Origin of the sequence: Nostoc sp. DedQUE02 (genome assembly GCF_034531035.1) — a bacterium.
In the GTDB taxonomy this organism is placed as follows: Bacteria; Cyanobacteriota; Cyanobacteriia; order Cyanobacteriales; family Nostocaceae; genus Nostoc.
On record NZ_JAVRBY020000023.1, the window covers coordinates 1 to 17,540 of the forward strand.

Genomic DNA, 17,540 nt, shown 5'->3' on the forward strand with positions numbered 1-17,540 from the left:
GACGCCGCTCAGTGCAAGTCGCTCGATTACCGCGTAGCGGTGCACTGAGCGTAGTCGAAGTGTCGAAACTCAGTGCAAGTCGCTCGATTTCTGCGTAGCCGAAATGCTGCTCTCCCTGCCACTTCTTCAAGACTGCCTCTTCTTAATATTTGAACTGATTGACGACTTTCTGCAAATCTACTGCCATTCGAGATAGTTCTGTTGCTGCCTCTAAGGTATTACTGGTTCCAGTAGTCGTACTTTGAGTATTGAGTGCCACAATTCCAATACTTTTAGCAATATCTGATGTTCCTTTGGCTGCCTCAGCCATATTTCGACCAATTTCATTGGTAGTTGCTGTTTGTTCTTCAATAGCACTGGCGATCGTGCTTTGGAAGTCGTTGATTTGATTGATAATACTAGTAATTTGAGTGATGGCTTGAACAGCACTTTTTGTATCTGTCTGAATTGCTTCAATTAGCAAACTTATATCTTCAGTCGCACTTGCCGTTTGTTTGGCTAATTCTTTCACCTCATTTGCTACTACAGCAAATCCTCTACCTGCATCTCCAGCTCTGGCTGCCTCAATGGTAGCATTGAGTGCTAGCAGGTTTGTTTGCCCTGCGATCGAGGTAATGACTTTAATAACTTTACCAATTTCGGTGCTGCTTTGACCGAGTTTGTTAATTGTCTCGTTCGTGCGATCGGCTGTTTTAACTGCCTCAGTCGTCACCTTTGCTCCTTGGGTAACAGTTTTAGAAATTTCTCGAATACTAGCATTCATCTCTTCCACGGCAGTCACAACTGTATTGGTATTCCGACTTACCTCTTCAGCTGAAGCAGAGGCAGAAGTGGCTTGTTCGGCTGTTTGTTCGGCGTTCTCAGTCATTTCTTTGCTGACTGCGGTTAGTTCTTCTGCGGAAGACGCGACTGCTGTTGCCACCTCTGTCATCTGTCTGATTGAAGACTTGAGGCTGCTAATCATCTGATTTGCATTATCTGTGAGCTGCTTAAACTCTCCTGCATTGCTTACCTCGATTTGCTTAGACAAATTTCCTTGAGCAACCGCAAGGCTGACCTCATTTATACCTTTTATTTGCTCTTTTAAATTTGTAGACATCTGATTCAAGTTGTCGAGCGATTCTTTCCAACTCCCACCTACTCCTTTGACAACTGCTTGAGAACCAAGCTTCCCTTCGATACCAATCTCGGATGCCAAGCGATTAACTTCATCAGCAAAGTTTTGATTTAAACTCACCAATTCATTAAAAACTGAGGTAATTTCACCCAGTTGATTATTTTCATCAGCTAAACGGACGGTAAAATCACCGTTTTTTGCTGCCTTAAGTGCTATTAGTAACGCTTGCAATTGCACTTTTATTACATCATCGGTAGGTTGTAAATCTGCACTATCTACCGAGGAAGATTTTGAGTTGGCTGTTTTCCCAGTCCGATTTGTAGTCATTGCAAAGCGCTCCTTAATATTCAATAATCTGATTTGTTAAATTAACATCGAGAATTTTCTCGGTGTCTAAAACTAACAGAAATCCCTCTGGGAGCGGGTAAGCTCCTGCTAGCATCTGACGCATTCTACCTTTTAACGTTGCGGGTGGGGGTTGAAAGATGTTTTGTGCGAACTCTAAAACATCTCCCACGCGATCAACCAGTAAACTAACGACTTCATGATCAGAACGCACAATGATATTAAATCCCTGCGCCTCATCTCCAAGTTTTGTAGTTGATTGTGTGTGCGTTTCACTCATCTCTAATCGACGCTGCAAATCGATGACAGTAATAATTTGTCCACGTAAATTAATCAACCCACAAATATCTGGTGGTGCTAAAGGTACAAGAGTTGTTGCTTGTGGACGAATCACTTCTTGAACGTGTTGCACGTCAATACCAAAGTAAACTCCTTTGAGGAAAAATGTGCAAATTTGTTGTTCAGCCATGAGTCGCTAGTTGCAGCAAATGAGGGTTAGCAATCCGAATTACAGTCTCTACGTCAATAATTTCTGTGATTTGCCCTTGAATTACAGCACAGAAAAGCACACCAGGTCTACTAGGAATACCTTTAATGGTTAGTGGTTCTTCCACAATATCAAGAATGCGATCGACCACTAGCCCAACGCTGAGTTCTGCGTAAGGAGAGACAATAATTATCTGAAGCGTTTCGGCAAGTGTCGCAAAAGGTTCATCATTAAAGCGATCGCAATTATCAAATATCTTATAAAGATCAATTAGTGGCAAAATTTGCCCGTAAGACTGAAAGACATTCTGGTTAGCCACTTTTTCGACAGCAGAAGCAAGAATCTCCTCCAGCCGAAATGCGATCGCCAGTGGAATGCCCATGCGTGCGCCTTGGGGGCCTTCAAAGAGTAAAATTGTTTGGCGATCGCCTGCTTGCTCTTGACTATTTGCAGCATTTTCGCTCAATAACTGCTTTTGTTTGGCGATAATACCAGTTTGGTTTGCCAAACCGACAACATCAATAATTAATGCCACTGTGCCATCTCCTAAAACGGTAGCTCCAGTAAATAGGGATAGCGTCTTTAACTGTCTTCCCAAAGGTTTAACTACAATATCTTGGATGTCTTCAATTGTGTCTACAACCAGTCCAAAGCGATAATTATCAACTTGCACAATTACTAGACTGAGTGTTTCTAAGTTGCTGACACTATTGTGTTGCAATACTTGATTGAGGTAAATCAAAGGCACAAGATTACCCCGCAAGCGATACACAGGCACATCGTATAATATCTCAATACTATTGAGTGCTTCTAGGCGTACTAGCTCTAGTAGACTCCCTTGGGAAATAGCATAGCTATTGCTACCACTAGTGACAATCAATGCTGGAATAATTGCCAATGTCAGGGGAATCTTGATTTTGAAGGTTGTTCCTTGTCCCTGTTGGCTGTAAATTTCAACTGTTCCGTTAATTTTCTCAATATTACTCTTGACAATATCCATCCCAACCCCGCGCCCGGAAAGGTGAGTTACCTGTTCAGCAGTCGAGAAGCCGGATAAAAAAATTAAGTTCATCACTTCTGATTCGCTCATGGTTGCAGCTTGCAGTGCGTTGACTAAACCAAGTTGCTGCGCTCGTCCTTTGAGGCGTTCTAAATTCAGACCGCGACCATCATCGCCAATTTCAATATTTACTTTGCCGCTTTCGTGAAAGGCTCTGAGAAATAGCCGTCCTAAGCTTGGCTTTCCACAAGCAACGCGCTCGGCTGGTAATTCAATCCCATGATCGATGCAGTTGCGTACTAAGTGCGTTAAGGGGTCTTTAATTGTTTCAATAATACTTTTGTCTAGTTCAGTCTCTGCGCCCTCCATCTCTAATTCAACTTCTTTACCAGAAGCGATCGCTAAGTCACGGATGACGCGAGGGAACTTTTGCCAAATGGAACTCATTGGTTGCAGTCGAGTTTTCATCACTCCTTCCTGCAACTCGCCTGTAAGTAGGTTCAGGTGCTGGCAAGTAGCAGCAAAGCCTTTATCCTTAAATTTTGTACTAAATTCGATGATCTGGTTACGAGCTAAAACCAGTTCACCCACTAGGTTCATCATCTGGTCTAGCAGATTAACATTGACTCGGATATAAGCAGATTCTGATGTTGTGGTTGATATTTCTGTGAGTTCGTTATTGAGAGCTTCAAAAGACTCACTAGCTGCTGTATCTTTTTGTGGCGTTTGTGTATTAACAGGCGATTGAGAGGGTTTTGGAGTCTGTTTAGTTTCTGACAATCGGGTTAATGCCCCGATCAGCGCTGAATAATCGCGTAGGCGCAGTTCGTCGTAGACATCGCCATCCTGCTTTGTAGCTTGAATTTGAGACAGGATTTGCCGAATGCCGTCAACTGTTTGTAGTAAAATACTAATAATCTCAGGGGTGATTGCTAGCTGGCGATCGCGCAAACACGAGAGCAAATTCTCCCCAGCATGAGCAAGTGATTCCAAATTAGGAAACGGTAAAAAGCCGCAATTTCCTTTGAGCGTATGGAGTGAGCGATAAATGCGAACTAATGCTTCTCCATTAGTAGATGCTTTCTCTAGCTCAATAATATCGCCTTCAATTTGATTCAAGTTCTCATAGCTTTCAATGAGAAATGCTTCTATATCATCGTCAATTTCATTTGACTCCATTTGTTAATAAAGTAAAGTTTTATTTTATTATAAGTAGAAGGACTAAATTAAACCTAACTTGACATTGCCGGGTTTCGACTCCCTTCGACTCTGCTCAGGGCAAGTCACTCAACCCTCTTTGAGTCAAGCTATCGAGCATTGAGCGAAGTCGAAATGCGTCTTATAAATAATTGTGTCCACTTACTTATATCTTATTTTAAGACTAATTTAATATTAAACTTTAGCAATCTCTATCGAAAGAGAGATGTTTGTCTTTTTCCAGGCTGAAGACATAAGATTTGTCTTAATGATATAGTTAAGAGACAGGCAATATTCTCGTTGCCATTCAACTCAAACGTTCAACAATAGTCGTCGTTCAGACAGTATTACAAGTGCAAATAATGCGATCCTCAGTTTATCGAATCCTAACAACCTTGGTGCTACTCAAACGATATCAAGCAGCTATAGAACTCATATTTGATTTTTGAAAAAAATTCCGTATATTTTAATCTTCTGAAATCCTATTGCCTATTACCTATTGCCTATTGCCTTTTGCCTTTTGCCTACTAAGCCAAGTGATTTCAGTAATCAAACCGGATTCCCATATACCTCAAAATGTATCTTAATGGTATGAGCCTGCGATAAATCGAGCAAGTAACCGATATCTACCACACAACAGTTTTGCATTGGCAACAGATAGCAAAACTGGGATTAGATCGGATTTCAAATACTTAACAAATTTTTAAAATTTTCCCTTATTAAAAATTTTAGCTCCACAACATAACATTATACTTTCAGCGAGTTTGAGAATTTTTCCGAAACTATATTGGCAATTGTAAAATTATATTGATTTATTATTTAATTCATCCCTTTTAATTAATAATGTAGGCTAATTAGCTTAAATCAAGAATTATTAAGCTAAAGCACAAAAGGACGAAGCTGATGGCAATGGTTTTAATTATCGATGATGCAGCTTTTTCTCGCAGAATGATCCGTAAGTTTCTGCAAGTAGATGGCTATGAAATTATCGAAGCAAGTAATGGGCGTGAGGGATTAGAAATGGTTTATAACTATAAGCCAAATTGTGTATTAGTGGATCTTCTCATGCCAGATATGAATGGGTTTGAATTTCTCAAAGCTATGCAAGATAAAGAATTAAAAATCCCAACCATTATCATTTCCGCCGATATCCAAGATGGGGCACGCAACCAAAGTTATAGCTTGGGGGCAGTCAACTTTATTAATAAACCGCCAAAAGAAAGTGAATTGCGAAAGGCAGTCCAGGAAGTTCTTAATACTAAGGAATAAGTTTTCATGAATGTGACAGCAGAAGAACTGGATGCCCTACAAGAGTTAATTAATATTGGAGTTGGCCGAGCAGCAAGTCTACTTAATGAAATGGTAGACTCTCACATTCGTCTGAAAATTCCGGTTGTTAAAGTGTTAACTGCTGCCGATGCCTATAAAGAATTAACAACACGATTTCACGATCAGACTTTGGCAGCTGTAAAACTACGCTTTACAGGATCTTTCTATGGCACTGCTAGCTTAATTTTTCCAACTGACAGCGCATCAACATTAGTTGCAGTGCTTACAGGTGAAGATCCATCGGCTGACTTAGATGCGGTGAAAATTGGCACCCTGAGCGAAATTGGTAACATTGTCATAAATGGGGTAATGGGTTCACTCAGTAATGTACTAAAGAAGCATCTAAACTACACATTGCCCGTTTATTTAGAAGATACGCTGGAAAATTTATTATTATCTGCATACGAGAGCGATTCAAAAATATTACTAGCACAAGCTAGTTTCACAATTGAACGCTTAGAAATTATTGGTGATATTATTTTAATATTTTTGGTGGGCACTTTTGATGCGCTGATCACAGCAATGAATGACGAAATAAGAATAATCCAATAATATAATATAGTTGAAAAAAGTCTTAAAAAACTTTGATAATACAATGAATATAATTGAACAAGCTCAGGAAAAATTTAGCCTTTTAGATAAAATTCCTTTAGGAGCTTTTGTTCTACAGTCAGATTATATTGTTATCTTTTGGAACTGCTGCTTAGAGGAATGGACAAAAATTTCGAGAAGTCAGATTTTGGGAAATTCTATTCATGAATATTTTCCTCATTTGAATCAACCTCGTTACGCTAGCCGTTTGTACCAAATTTTTCAAGGTGGGCCTCCGACAATTTTTTCTTCTCAATTACATAAATATATTATTCCAGTACCTATATCCAAAGATAAATACCGCATTCAACACACAACTGTTACTGCTGTGTCTGCATTGGATGGAAATAAATTTTATGCTCTCTTTTCAATTGAAGATTTAACAGATTTAACGTTCCGAGTTCAGGAATATAAAAACCTCCGCGATCAGGCTCTAGCAATAGCAGAACAACGGCAACAGGCAAAAGAAGTTGCTGAGACAGCAAACCGCATCAAAGATGAATTTTTAGCAATTGTCTCTCATGAACTTCGTTCGCCTCTTAATCCAATTTTGGGTTGGGCCAAGCTACTGAAAAATCGGTCATTAAACGAAGCTACTACTATGCGTGCCCTCGATACCATCGAACGCAATGCTGAATTACAAGCTCAGTTGATTGAAGATTTATTGGATATCTCTCGCATTCTCCAGGGCAAGTTAGCACTTAATTTAGAAATTGTTAATCTTGTTTTTACTATTGAAGCTGCCTTAGAGACAGTGCAATTGGCAGCAGAAGCAAAGTCTATTCAAATTAATCTGCATTTGGATAGAGAAATTGGACAGGTGAAGGGTGATAGTAGTCGTATTCAACAAATTATTTGGAATCTGCTCTCTAATGCCGTAAAATTCACACCACCCGGTGGACGGGTTGAAGTCTACTTAGAACAGATTAATTCTGAGGTACAACTGAGAGTTAGTGACACGGGTAAAGGTATTAGTCCTGACTTTCTGCCATACGTATTTGAGTATTTCCGTCAAGCAGATAGTCGTACAACCCGAAGTTTTGGTGGGCTAGGGCTTGGTTTGGCGATTGTGCGCCAACTTGTCGAGTTACATGGCGGTACAGTTTTGGCAGAGAGTTTAGGAGAAGGGCAAGGTGCGACATTTACAGTTAGCCTACCCGTGTTTCAACACTTGAAATTAGGAAAGGAAAATCAGAATCTATTAGAGAATTCCTATCCATCCTGTACGCTTTATGCTCCACTAGAAGGAATACGTTTGTTAGTTGTAGATGATAATGTTGATACCCGTGAGTTTCTGGGCTTTTTATTAGAACAGCAGGGAGCAATTGTGACGATCGCAGCATCTGCCGATGAAGCACTGGCTGTAATTATGGAGTCAAAGCCAGATTTACTGTTAAGCGATTTAGGTATGCCAGATGTTGACGGTTATACTTTGATCCGAAAGTTACGAGCAATGCCCGCCGATTTAGGTGGGCAAATTCCGGCGATCGCTCTAAGTGCTTACGCCGCAGAAACCACCCAAAAACAAGTTTTTACAGCCGGATTTCAACTCCATATCGCTAAACCAGCCGATCCTGCCAAATTGGTAGCTGCGATCGCAGCACTTGTTAAGAACTGACTTTTTAAAAGTCATCAAGTTTGACGCACGCAGACTATTAGAAAATCAAAGGGTTAACACCCACGCAAAGCAAGCGCGAAAAGAAAATTATTCTTGCAGACGAGCAATTACACAGTGCATAACTTTAATTTCATTCACAATTCGATCCAGTTCTGTGGAAAGCGGAGTTTGTTCTTGAACGGCTTGTAATGTGGGAGTTAAAGTGTTGGAATTGGTAGCAATTTCTGATAACCGAGCAGTATGTAACTGTTCAATTTGGGCGTGAATTGCTTCGAGATAGCTATCCAGCGCTGGTAATGGTTGGGGTGGCTGTTCCCGCCCAAGGGCATCTGCTAAGTTTTCCAAAACTTGGACAATGGTATCGGCAAGTCGCTTGAGTTCAGGAAATTGGTACTCACCGCTAAATTCCCGCAGATGTTCTGCTAAAGTTGTTACCGAACCGAAAAAGCCACGAATGTATATTATCAGCGTCATTACAGGTTCGATTTCTCCCTGAATGTGACGAGGTTCGCTGAACAATCGTTGAGCTGCGGCGTTGGCGTTGGCGTTCTCTAGTGCTGCTTGGTGGCGTAGTATGTTGATATCAGCGATCGCATTCTGTTCTGGATGAAGATAGTTAGCAATTACTTGTTGAAAGTAAGTAAGATTAGCTCGAATTGTCTTTTCCAGTTGTGCAGGAAGTTGCTGTCGTTCCCAACTAGGGAAAAGCAAATAGCTACCAAGCAGTGCTAAGACACCCCCAGCCAAGCTATCGAAGATCCGCAATACTCCAACCTCCCAGCCACCTGCACTAATCATGTTGAGTAGCAAGATGATGGCGGGAGTCAGCAGGATGATAAATAAGCTGTAGCTTAACGATCGCACCGACATCGCAACAAACACCAGCAGCAGGAAACAAACTGCACTTGCTAATGAATTCTTAACTAGTAAAACCAGAACAATACCGATAATTCCACCCAAAATAGTACCAACGACTCTTTGTACTGTTGTCTGTGACGTTCCACCAAAGTTGGGTTTAAGTGCAACTAAAGCTGTTAGCGTGATCCAGTAGCCTCTAGGTAGTTGAAATAGCGACGCAAGTAATTCAGCAAGAGTTGTTATGAGTGCGAGGCGCAACGCATGACGAAAGAGGACTGAATCAAAAGTGAAATTATTTCGCAGCGTATCAATAATTGTAGAACGCTCTGGTTGAGCTGGGGGCGAAATATCTCGCTGGGCAATGCTGTTACGCAGTTTTCCTTGGCTTAAATCTGTAACAATCTCTGCATCAGTATGAATTTGCTCTACTAGCTTTGTCAGACTGGCTGTAATCTTGCCAAGGTTGAGGAGATCGGAATATTCATTTGTGTGAGCATTGATGGTTTGATTGAGGATTTGCGAACGCAGAACTTGTCTTTGGTGTTCTAGTGCTTCAAGACTTCGATCCAGATCCCCTAAGTGAGGTGAGTTTTTTCCTTTGGCGATCGCTTGTGATAACATTTGCAGAGCAATTGCCGACTGTTCTAACACTTGCTGAATTTCTGGCTGTAACCGAGAAAATAGTTGATGTTCGGATGCGATCGCTAATAGTTCGCTCAGTGCTACCACAGAATTGACAATTTGATTTATATCCTCAATTAATACGAGTAACTGATTTCCCCGCAGGGTAGCTCCTCTTTGCCTAGTCCAGATAGTTGTCCAGACGCTACGGGCAGATATCAAGTTTTGAATAACTGTATCCTGAGCTTGCAAAAATCGCTGTTCCCACTCCTGCTGATTTTTTGGATTTGATGCTCTCTGGCTTGCCAAGTCTACAAAATTGCTCAATGAGAGATAACAGTTAGCCACTGTCTGTATTGCAGGTATATCAGGACGCACCGCCCACAATCCCAATGACAAGACAGTTGTCCATGTTCCACCAGCCAGACATAGCCCACAGTGTTGAATAAGAGTAGGCAAATTAGAAAATGAAGCGAATCTAGCCAGCGCAATCACAAACATTATCGAAGTAACCAAGCTGACAGATGCAGCTACGTTGCCATAGAGATTTGCTAAACCTGCTATAAATATTACCAAGAACGTGGTCGGGACAGCTAACCAGAGATGACTGCTAACCAGACTGGCGATTAGGAACATTACAGTTACCCCAATGGTAGCTGCGATCATCGCGATCGCTCGTTGACGATAGGCTCCGTCAACATTTACCATCCCAACGAACCAAGCCGCCATAGTGGCGATCGCACTTTCAGCAGCATGTCCTGTAATGATTCCAATTCCAATTGGGACACCCAGTATAAAAAGGCTACGCAATCCAGAGGCAATGGCGGGCTTACCTGGCTGGAGTTGAAACTGCTGCAACAACCAACTAAGAGGACGTTTATCTGTAAATGACATTATGAAACTGGCGATTATAACAAAGCGCGATCGCTTCTTAAAGCATTTTAGCCATTCTTGAAATAACTATTTTTTCTCTGTAAGGAAGGCGGTTAAACAATGGCGCTTTTACTGGCAATGGTTTCCAGCCCATTCTGTACCTGCTCAAGTTCTTGGCGCTTTTCGTAAATCCACATCTTTTCAGCCTCACGTTGTTCCAGAGTTTCGTTGTGAGCTTTTTCCTGCTGTTCGAGGAGATTTTCGTAAAGTGCGATCGCTTCTGCAATTACTCTACTGGATGATTCAACTCGGCTATTAAAGACTAAGCCAACAATTTCATCTAACTTCTCGGATATTTTATCCATTGACTCATCGAATTTTTCAAATCCTAATTCAAAAACTTTGCCTTTTATTTGGTCTTTTATTCCATCAAAATCTAGCATTCCAAAACCAAACGAACCTGCAATTGCAGCAGCTACACTTGCAACAATTACGGCAATGAAACCAAGTCCTGTAAATACTATTAATCCAGCCGCTAAAGCACCACCTATCCCAACACCACTGCCAAATCCTCCCATTCCAGTAAAGTCATCATTTATACCATCAATTGAAATTTTTAGCTGTTTGCTAAAATTAGTTTGTATATCCTGGTCTAAGCTGTTAAACTCGCCTTGAATTGCATCTAGTTCATAAGCGATACTAGTATCTAAATACTTAAGATTTTCCTGTAAAATTACCTCTTTAAGTTTCTTATTTCCCCACTCGTCTATTTCTGTTGACAAATCTTTAATAAATTGATTTGTATAATCTCTAATGAGCTTATCTTGGCTAAAAACAGGGCTGTGTTCAGAATTCCAGTATTGACTCTTTTGAGCTATACGATCAATTAATCCTTCACGCCATTCATCCCAAGATTCAGCAATTTGCTCAAACACTAATTCTATAAGTTGATTGGCTAATATATGGATTCTGACATCGCGCCCACTAGCTTCTCCTATTTTTTCTAAAATTTTCTGCTTTTCTGCTTCAGAAATTTGAATTTTTCCATCTAAAGTGTCCTGAGATTGATATAGCCCATCTAAACCTTTTTTGATAACTCTATTAATTTGATTAATAGAGTGCTTAATTTTTACTATTCCACTATCAAACGTTAAGAACTTCTCAATAGACTTGGTAAAATTTTGGAAGGCTTTCAAATAGTCATCTTCAGTTCCCTGTAAAATTGCATCTAGGGCAGCTTGAGCAGAAATAAAATGAACGCGGTTTTCACCTGCAACTATAGGATTTTGACCTTGTACAAATCTTTCGATTCTCTGTTGCACTTGCTCACGTCCCTTTTCGGTACGCACTAAATCTATAAAATTTCCTACCACAAAAAGATTGTTAGCAGGTTCGTTTTCTTTACCATGATTTAGTTGAGTTCTCACATCCTGGAGTAAGTCCCGTTCTATCTGAGTTAGAGAACGTGAGGCATTAGTTAGGAATATTACTGCATCAGTATCCTTCAGCAGTTTTTGAGTAATTGCGCTGCGATCAGGATGTTCGTTTAATCCTGGAGAATCTATAATTTCCACTCCACTGCTACATAACTCTAAATCAGGATGCTCAAAAACAATTTCATCAATTTCATCATGTGCTAATTCATCACTCAAACATCCAAGCGCTGCATCTTCTGAAATTGTTGCCTTTAATTGATATTGTTCAAATGGAATTTCTTCTTCCCGTCCATCTTTATAACGACAGACTACCCGCTTTTGGGTTCCATATTTTAAAACTGTTACCATACCACTACAAGGAATCTCTCGCACAGGTTGAATTTCTTCACCTAGTAAAGCATTAAGTAAAGTTGATTTTCCTTGGCTAAACTCGCCTAAAACTGCTAACCTAAATTGCTGAGATTTTACTTTTTGAGATATTTCCTCTACTTCCTCTATCAAAATGTGAGACAAGAAGCCACGATTGGTACAGTCTTGAATTATTTGAAATAGCTGATCACAACAATTGTTTAATTGTTTGCGATATTCTTGGAACTTTTTCAATTCTCCATAAGATAGATTTTTTTGTAGTTTAGTTATTTTGTGTTCTAATTTAGTAGGTAGAGCCGCTAGCATATCACTTGCAGCCTTGACAAATATAGTATCCAGTTGTTGAAATCGAGCAGGGTTGAGTAAAAAATGTACTTCATCTAAAGCAATAGACTCTACATTTGCTTGATGAGTAAAACCAGCTTCTAAAATTAATAAATGTTGTGGTTTAATACCTAAGTGCTTGGCGACTATCTCCAGATACTTTTTCTCGCGTGAATCAATTTTGCCATCAGCACCTGACATTTCATAGCCAAAGCTAATCAACAAAAGCTTTTCTGACTCTGAAAGTGGAGCCGCTAATGCTAATAAGCTGTTAACTTGTTTATAAACTTGATTTTCTTTAACTCCCTTAATCATCAAATGTGTCAACTTACGCACATCACTTTCTGAATTACTAAATCGATAAAGGGTTGTTAGCAAACGTTGCTTTTCTGACTCTGCAACTGTTCCATCTACAAATATCACTCCCAGCAGCACCGTTACTAAATTTGCCAGAAATATCACAGGTGGCGTGAGATTCTTTTTAGTCAGTTTTTGTCCGGTAATCTGCGACAATAGCTCAACAGCCTGAGAGCTAACTAGTGAAATATCCATAAATTATATAAGGCGATAGAGTTTTTCAGGCTTAGTATGCCCAGATTTAGACAAAATTAATTAATATACCGAATAAATACGGTTATCTTTACTTTTTTATACCAGTTAGGCTCAAGGAAATTAGCTTTTAGCAATCTAAAAATATGCTGTTCCAATTTGCACCTGCAATTCAAGCTGGTATTGAAACTGGTAAATATCTACAAGTCTTTAGCAATGGAGTACCCTTAAGCATGGCTAGAGATGCAGTTACCGGACAGTTTGTTGGTCATGCTATTGGTGCTACTGTCAACAACAGTCCTTTATCTCCACTGATGGCAGCTTCTAATCTAGTAACCAGTGGGATGCAGATGTATCAAACTCAGCAAGGGTTTACAGCAGTAATGAATGGATTGCAAACTATACAGACTAGCTTGGGTGTGCTGCAAGCAACTACAGCCTTGATTGGTGTGGGGACAATCGCAGGTGTAGCATTAACAGCAGTCAACCTGCATCAGACAATGAAATTAAGAAAAGAAGTAGAGCAAATGAGGCTGGAAGTCAAAAACGGTTTTATTGACTTGAAACAAGCCTTAAAAGACCAAGGAGTAGAAATTAGACAAATAATCGAACAAGTAGCCCAGGATATCAAATTTGAACAACATCGTACAGCTTTAGTAAGGGCGTATGGAGTGTTTATCCAGGCGATGAATCGCTTTCGTTCAGCGATGCAATTGCAAGATTTCAGCCGGAGAAACGCTGAAATTGATGGCGTGAGGGGAATGTTATTTGCGGCTTTAGCAGATTACAGCAATCCCCATTTACTGGAAGAAACCTGTGCAGCTGGTCAATTACGCAGACTTGAATGTGCTTGGGCAATTGAACAGGCCATTGTTGCAACTTATCAAGTGCAGAATGAAGTTTCAGCAGTTAGCGATCGCCTCATCCTACTCCAAGATAAAATCTGTCAAGATGCTCTCACTGTAATTAATCGCTGCGAATCACATGATGAACTTGATTTTCTCTTTCCCGAAATTATCCGCATTAAAAATCATGATTTAGCGGTATTAAATTCGTGGCAAAATCATGTTAATTGGATACAATCGCTTCCTTCATCAGATTTAAAATTGTTAAGTAGCACTGATTTTAATAGTCCAGAGACTTACTACTCCACAATCAATGTAGCAGAACCGCCAGAACAATTAGTATATGAGAGTTTAGCCGAAAAATCTCATTTCTATTCCCTTCGTGACCAGTTACTATTTATATTCGAGCCTGAACTACGTCGAGAGTACGAATTTTATATTAGTGAACAAGCTGTAATTACTGGTTATAAAACATTAGTTACATTTAATTTGCAACAAGCATCAGACCTAACTGTTGGTAATCTTTATTATTATTTTAAAATCAGAAATGAATCGAAAGATGAGACAGAGATAGTTTTAGCTAACTAAAACAGCTACAGCAATTCTTGAAATAAGTATTCTTGTAAAGTCCGCGTAGGCGGACTTTTTTGTATAGCTGCAACTTCCAGTTACTTGAGCATCATTTACTCAAATACCACTGTTCTATTACCATATACTAATACACGATTTTGTAAGTGCGATCGCACCGCTCTTGCTAATACAACTCTCTCCAAATCTTTGCCTTTTCTCACCAAATCATCAACTTCATCACGATGACTAACTCGCACCACATCTTGTTCAATAATTGGGCCTGCATCTAAATCAGCAGTAGCGTAATGAGCAGTTGCACCAATAATTTTCACACCACGTTCAAAAGCTCGATGATAAGGATTAGCTCCGATAAAAGCTGGTAAAAATGAGTGGTGTATATTAATAATTTGTGGAAATTGATTAATAAAATCTGCACTAACAATCTGCATATATTTCGCCAATACGACTAAATCTATTTTGTACTGACGTAGTAATTCTAATTGTTGGGTTTCTTGTTCTACTTTATTGTCTTTAGTGATGGGAATGTGCTGAAAGTCAATATTAAATTGTTCTGCCACTACCTTTAAATTGGAATGATTACTAATAATTAAAGGGATTTCAGCAACAAATTCTTTAGCACGTTGTCGCCAAATTAAATCAAATAGACAATGGTCTTGCCGACTTACCCAAATAGCAATGCGTGGTACTGTATCAGAAAAACGTAATTCCCATTTAGCACCTAAAGGTTGAGCAATGGCATTAAATGCAGGAGCAATAAATTCTCGCGGCAAATTGAAGCCATCTAATTGCCATTCAATGCGCGTAAGGAATAACCCAGCAGCAAAATCTGTGTGCTGATCTGCATGGATAATATTACCACCATTAGAATAGATGAAATTGGCAAATTTCGCCACCAATCCCCTTCGATCGGGGCAGGAAATCAGCAATGTTGCTGTCGGATTTGTCATAATAATATCGGCAGATTTTGAGTTAATTATTTACTGTTTGTCTGAGTCGGTTTAGGAATAGTGAGCGGAGGAAGTTTCTGACTATTATCTACAGGTTGTTTCCACTCTGATAATTCCCGATTCACGGCATTTGCAAAATCTGTCGATACCAACAGTACATTTATATTTCCATCGGGTTTAACAGTCGGGTCAGCTTGAGCATACAAAAAACGACCGTTGAAGTTAGACTTACCTAAAAGCAACTGATGGCTTTGTCGGTTTTTCAGGGTGATATTGATTGTGGCTGGGGGTTGATCTAGGGCAAATTGTCCAAGTTCTTTTGCTGAAGTTGATAAGGTGCGATTGCTCTTACCCTTAACCAACAAATCCATTAAATAGGAAACAATAGCATCATTGGCTGGGCCCGATATCGGAGATTTGATTAACCACTTAGGATTACCAGGTTCAGGACTACGTTCTAAACTCACGGTGAGTTTCTTTGTCTTAACTATTAAAAACTGCACATCATCTTCTGCAAAAGAAAAAATTTGCTGTTTTTGCTCCTTGGTTTCTTCTTGCACAGTCGCACCCCGAATTTCATGGAAGTAAACAAAAGCGCCTAAACCCAGCATTAACAGTATCAAAATTAAAGTCGTTCTCGGCAATTTCATTTTTTAGTCATTTGTCATTTGTTATTTGTCATTGGTGAAGAGTTAGTATTTATAACTCCTAACTCCTAACTTTTTTATCGTCGTTTCCACCAAATAATAACTGCGATCGCAAAGCCAATTAAAGGTAAAAGCAACAGAGATGACAATATTAAAAGATTGCCTTGTGTGGTTGTCAGAGTTATCCGACGGTTTTTCGGTTCTTTAGGACGAATGGAAAGGGGTTGCTGATCCTGTTGACTCAACCAAGTAACTGAGTTGAGGAATACATCTCCATTTAGTTGCTGTTGAAACAAACCATCGGTGGCGAAATTAGAATTTCCTAAAACCACTAACCGTGACTCGGTGGCTGTTTGAGATGATGGAGTGGGGGAAGGAGTGGGAGCAGGGGAGGCAGGGGAGGCGGAGGGAGCAGGGGAGGCAGGGGAGGCGGAGGGAGCAGGGGGAGTGGGGGAAGCCTTGCTTTGGGTGGTTGGTGATGGTAGGGGTGAAGGTGTCGGTGCAGATTGGGGTGTGGAAGCAGGTTTAGCTGCTTGTTTTCTTGTTAAGGCAACGCCCAAGGTTAAAGGCCCTTTCATATCTTTACCCTCATTAAACTCCAATTTTTCGCTTTGGAGGTCGCTTTCTGCCCAACTGCTGGGATAGGGTTTGGTTCGCAGCAGTGGAGTAGCCTGAACACCTGGTACAGGGGTAATTTCCAGTGGTCGGGCAATCGGATAAAAAGAATTCCCCTTACCGAAATCTTTGGTAATTGGATGTTGACCGTATTCTGTCACTAAGGGGGCGGCAGGGCCAAGTCCCACGACACTTTCCCCAGAGACATCTACTGCTAAACGATTATCCAGACGAACGCCCCACTCTTGTAGCAAGCTGTTAAGTTTGGGATCGGTATTAGGATCAATCATCAGTAGTAAGTTACCGCCTCGATTCAGATATTCTTGCAAGGCTTTGACTTCACCCTCAAAAAACCCTCGTTTAGGGCCAGCTACGATTACGACAGCAGCATCTTGAGGAACTTTCGAGGTTTCTGCTAAATTCAGGGGTGATGTTGTGAAATTTTTATCGCCTAATCCCTGAACTGCTTGTGATATTGCATCTTTCCCAGGCGAAAGTTGGCGTTCGCCATGACCTTGGAGTAAGTAAACTTTGGCTGTGGTTGAATTTGTTAGTTGTTGCAGGCGACTAGTTAATCTAATTTCCGACAGACGCTCATTTTGATTTACTGTTTGTACTAATTGTCGTTTCTCGCCAGATTCTAAATAAACTTCCCCATAATCTTTAACGCCAAACTTTTCTGCAAGTCCTGGTCTAGCTTGGGGGTCGATATACTCATATTTAAATTTTGAGCTTTGCCTCTGATAGTTTTCTAGCAACTCTCGGTCTTGGGGATTTTGGTTAATATCAAATACCCACACCTTAACTGGCTGTGGCAAAACCCTCACTAATTCCTGTGACTGAGGCGCAAGGGTAAATAATTGAGCCTCTGTTAAGTCTGCGCGCAAATGGTAGCGAGTCCCCAAAAAGTTAATCAATCCCAAAATCGCTAATACTGCCAGAGTCGCTACTAGGGCATTAGTCCCAGCTTGGGTAGAACGACGACTCCACCAGCTAGTTTGGTAGCTTTGCCATATTATCCCCAGTCCACTGATGATAATTCCTGTAATTAGAAATGCTAATGAAATTAGCCCCCAATGTTCAGATACTAATCCAATTGTTAAGCCGATAGTAATTAAGAACGGCCCGAACCAAAACAGATATTTCCACAGTTTGTTTTTTGCAACTATCTTCATGTTATT

12 protein-coding genes are annotated in these 17,540 nt (G+C 40.3%); 4 read left to right on the forward strand and 8 right to left on the reverse strand.

What is annotated here, in order from left to right; all coding sequences use genetic code 11:
- Nucleotides 1–142: 142 nt before the first annotated feature.
- The 3 genes from RMX98_RS18295 to RMX98_RS18305 are packed head-to-tail and all read right to left on the reverse strand — an operon-like array spanning nt 143 to nt 4,128.
- The gene (locus RMX98_RS18295) at nt 143–1,444 is read right to left on the reverse strand and encodes a HAMP domain-containing methyl-accepting chemotaxis protein (protein WP_322677046.1); all 1,302 of its coding nucleotides are present in this window, start codon (nt 1,442–1,444) and stop codon (nt 143–145) included.
- A gap of 13 nt (nt 1,445–1,457) precedes the next feature.
- Nucleotides 1,458–1,931, reverse strand: a complete 474-nt coding sequence (locus RMX98_RS18300; protein ID WP_322677047.1) for a chemotaxis protein CheW — start codon at nt 1,929–1,931, stop codon at nt 1,458–1,460.
- Nucleotides 1,924–4,128 (reverse strand): chemotaxis protein CheA, encoded by a 2,205-nt coding sequence (locus tag RMX98_RS18305; protein ID WP_322677048.1) that lies wholly within the window; start codon nt 4,126–4,128, stop codon nt 1,924–1,926. Before RMX98_RS18305 ends, RMX98_RS18300 begins: the two co-directional genes overlap by 8 nt.
- A 921-nt stretch (nt 4,129–5,049) precedes the next feature.
- Here RMX98_RS18305 and RMX98_RS18310 point away from each other — a divergent pair.
- From RMX98_RS18310 to RMX98_RS18320, 3 genes are read left to right on the forward strand one after another with little or no spacing between them, the layout of a single operon-like run.
- Nucleotides 5,050–5,415 carry a response regulator gene (locus RMX98_RS18310; protein WP_322677049.1) on the forward strand — a complete coding sequence of 122 codons (366 nt, stop codon included), beginning with the start codon at nt 5,050–5,052 and terminating at the stop codon, nt 5,413–5,415.
- Nucleotides 5,416–5,421: 6 nt separating this feature from the next.
- Nucleotides 5,422–6,027 carry a chemotaxis protein CheX gene (locus RMX98_RS18315; protein WP_322677050.1) on the forward strand — a complete coding sequence of 202 codons (606 nt, stop codon included), beginning with the start codon at nt 5,422–5,424 and terminating at the stop codon, nt 6,025–6,027.
- Nucleotides 6,028–6,070: 43 nt separating this feature from the next.
- Nucleotides 6,071–7,684: an ATP-binding protein gene (locus RMX98_RS18320; protein ID WP_322677051.1), complete on the forward strand. Its 1,614-nt coding sequence runs from the start codon at nt 6,071–6,073 to the stop codon at nt 7,682–7,684.
- Between the two features lie 87 nt (nt 7,685–7,771).
- On the opposite strand, the gene RMX98_RS18325 is transcribed toward RMX98_RS18320, so the two are convergent.
- Both RMX98_RS18325 and RMX98_RS18330 read right to left on the reverse strand, forming a co-directional pair.
- Entirely contained in the window at nt 7,772–10,057 is a 2,286-nt protein-coding gene (locus tag RMX98_RS18325; protein ID WP_322677052.1) for an FUSC family protein, read from the reverse strand.
- Nucleotides 10,058–10,149: 92 nt separating this feature from the next.
- Nucleotides 10,150–12,717, reverse strand: coding sequence for a dynamin family protein (locus tag RMX98_RS18330; RefSeq protein ID WP_322677053.1), 2,568 nt, complete (start codon nt 12,715–12,717; stop codon nt 10,150–10,152).
- 143 nt (nt 12,718–12,860) lie between these two features.
- On the opposite strand from RMX98_RS18330, the gene RMX98_RS18335 reads away from it, so the two are divergent.
- Nucleotides 12,861–14,147 (forward strand): hypothetical protein, encoded by a 1,287-nt coding sequence (locus tag RMX98_RS18335; RefSeq protein WP_322677054.1) that lies wholly within the window; start codon nt 12,861–12,863, stop codon nt 14,145–14,147.
- A 95-nt stretch (nt 14,148–14,242) separates the two neighbouring features.
- Here RMX98_RS18335 and purU read toward each other — a convergent pair whose 3' ends face one another.
- From purU to RMX98_RS18350, 3 genes are all read right to left on the reverse strand, one after another.
- The gene (gene purU / locus RMX98_RS18340; RefSeq protein ID WP_322677055.1) at nt 14,243–15,097 is read right to left on the reverse strand and encodes a formyltetrahydrofolate deformylase; all 855 of its coding nucleotides are present in this window, start codon (nt 15,095–15,097) and stop codon (nt 14,243–14,245) included.
- 26 nt (nt 15,098–15,123) lie between these two features.
- Nucleotides 15,124–15,747 carry a DUF4340 domain-containing protein gene (locus RMX98_RS18345; protein WP_322677056.1) on the reverse strand — a complete coding sequence of 208 codons (624 nt, stop codon included), beginning with the start codon at nt 15,745–15,747 and terminating at the stop codon, nt 15,124–15,126.
- Nucleotides 15,748–15,821: 74 nt separating this feature from the next.
- Nucleotides 15,822–17,534, reverse strand: coding sequence for a GldG family protein (locus RMX98_RS18350; RefSeq protein WP_409881607.1), 1,713 nt, complete (start codon nt 17,532–17,534; stop codon nt 15,822–15,824).
- Nucleotides 17,535–17,540: the final 6 nt, after the last annotated feature.

Excerpts from the sequence above, each read along its gene's own strand:
- RMX98_RS18295 (WP_322677046.1), bottom strand. The coding sequence starts at position 1,444 with ATGACTACAAATCGGACTGGGAAAACAGCCAACTCAAAATCTTCCTCG.
- RMX98_RS18335 (WP_322677054.1), top strand. The coding sequence starts at position 12,861 with ATGCTGTTCCAATTTGCACCTGCAATTCAAGCTGGTATTGAAACTGGT.
- purU (WP_322677055.1), bottom strand. The coding sequence starts at position 15,097 with ATGACAAATCCGACAGCAACATTGCTGATTTCCTGCCCCGATCGAAGG.
- RMX98_RS18300 (WP_322677047.1), bottom strand. The coding sequence starts at position 1,931 with ATGGCTGAACAACAAATTTGCACATTTTTCCTCAAAGGAGTTTACTTT.
- RMX98_RS18350 (WP_409881607.1), bottom strand. The coding sequence starts at position 17,534 with ATGAAGATAGTTGCAAAAAACAAACTGTGGAAATATCTGTTTTGGTTC.
- RMX98_RS18310 (WP_322677049.1), top strand. The coding sequence starts at position 5,050 with ATGGCAATGGTTTTAATTATCGATGATGCAGCTTTTTCTCGCAGAATG.
- RMX98_RS18315 (WP_322677050.1), top strand. The coding sequence starts at position 5,422 with ATGAATGTGACAGCAGAAGAACTGGATGCCCTACAAGAGTTAATTAAT.
- RMX98_RS18320 (WP_322677051.1), top strand. The coding sequence starts at position 6,071 with ATGAATATAATTGAACAAGCTCAGGAAAAATTTAGCCTTTTAGATAAA.
- RMX98_RS18305 (WP_322677048.1), bottom strand. The coding sequence starts at position 4,128 with ATGGAGTCAAATGAAATTGACGATGATATAGAAGCATTTCTCATTGAA.
- RMX98_RS18345 (WP_322677056.1), bottom strand. The coding sequence starts at position 15,747 with ATGAAATTGCCGAGAACGACTTTAATTTTGATACTGTTAATGCTGGGT.
- RMX98_RS18330 (WP_322677053.1), bottom strand. The coding sequence starts at position 12,717 with ATGGATATTTCACTAGTTAGCTCTCAGGCTGTTGAGCTATTGTCGCAG.
- RMX98_RS18325 (WP_322677052.1), bottom strand. The coding sequence starts at position 10,057 with ATGTCATTTACAGATAAACGTCCTCTTAGTTGGTTGTTGCAGCAGTTT.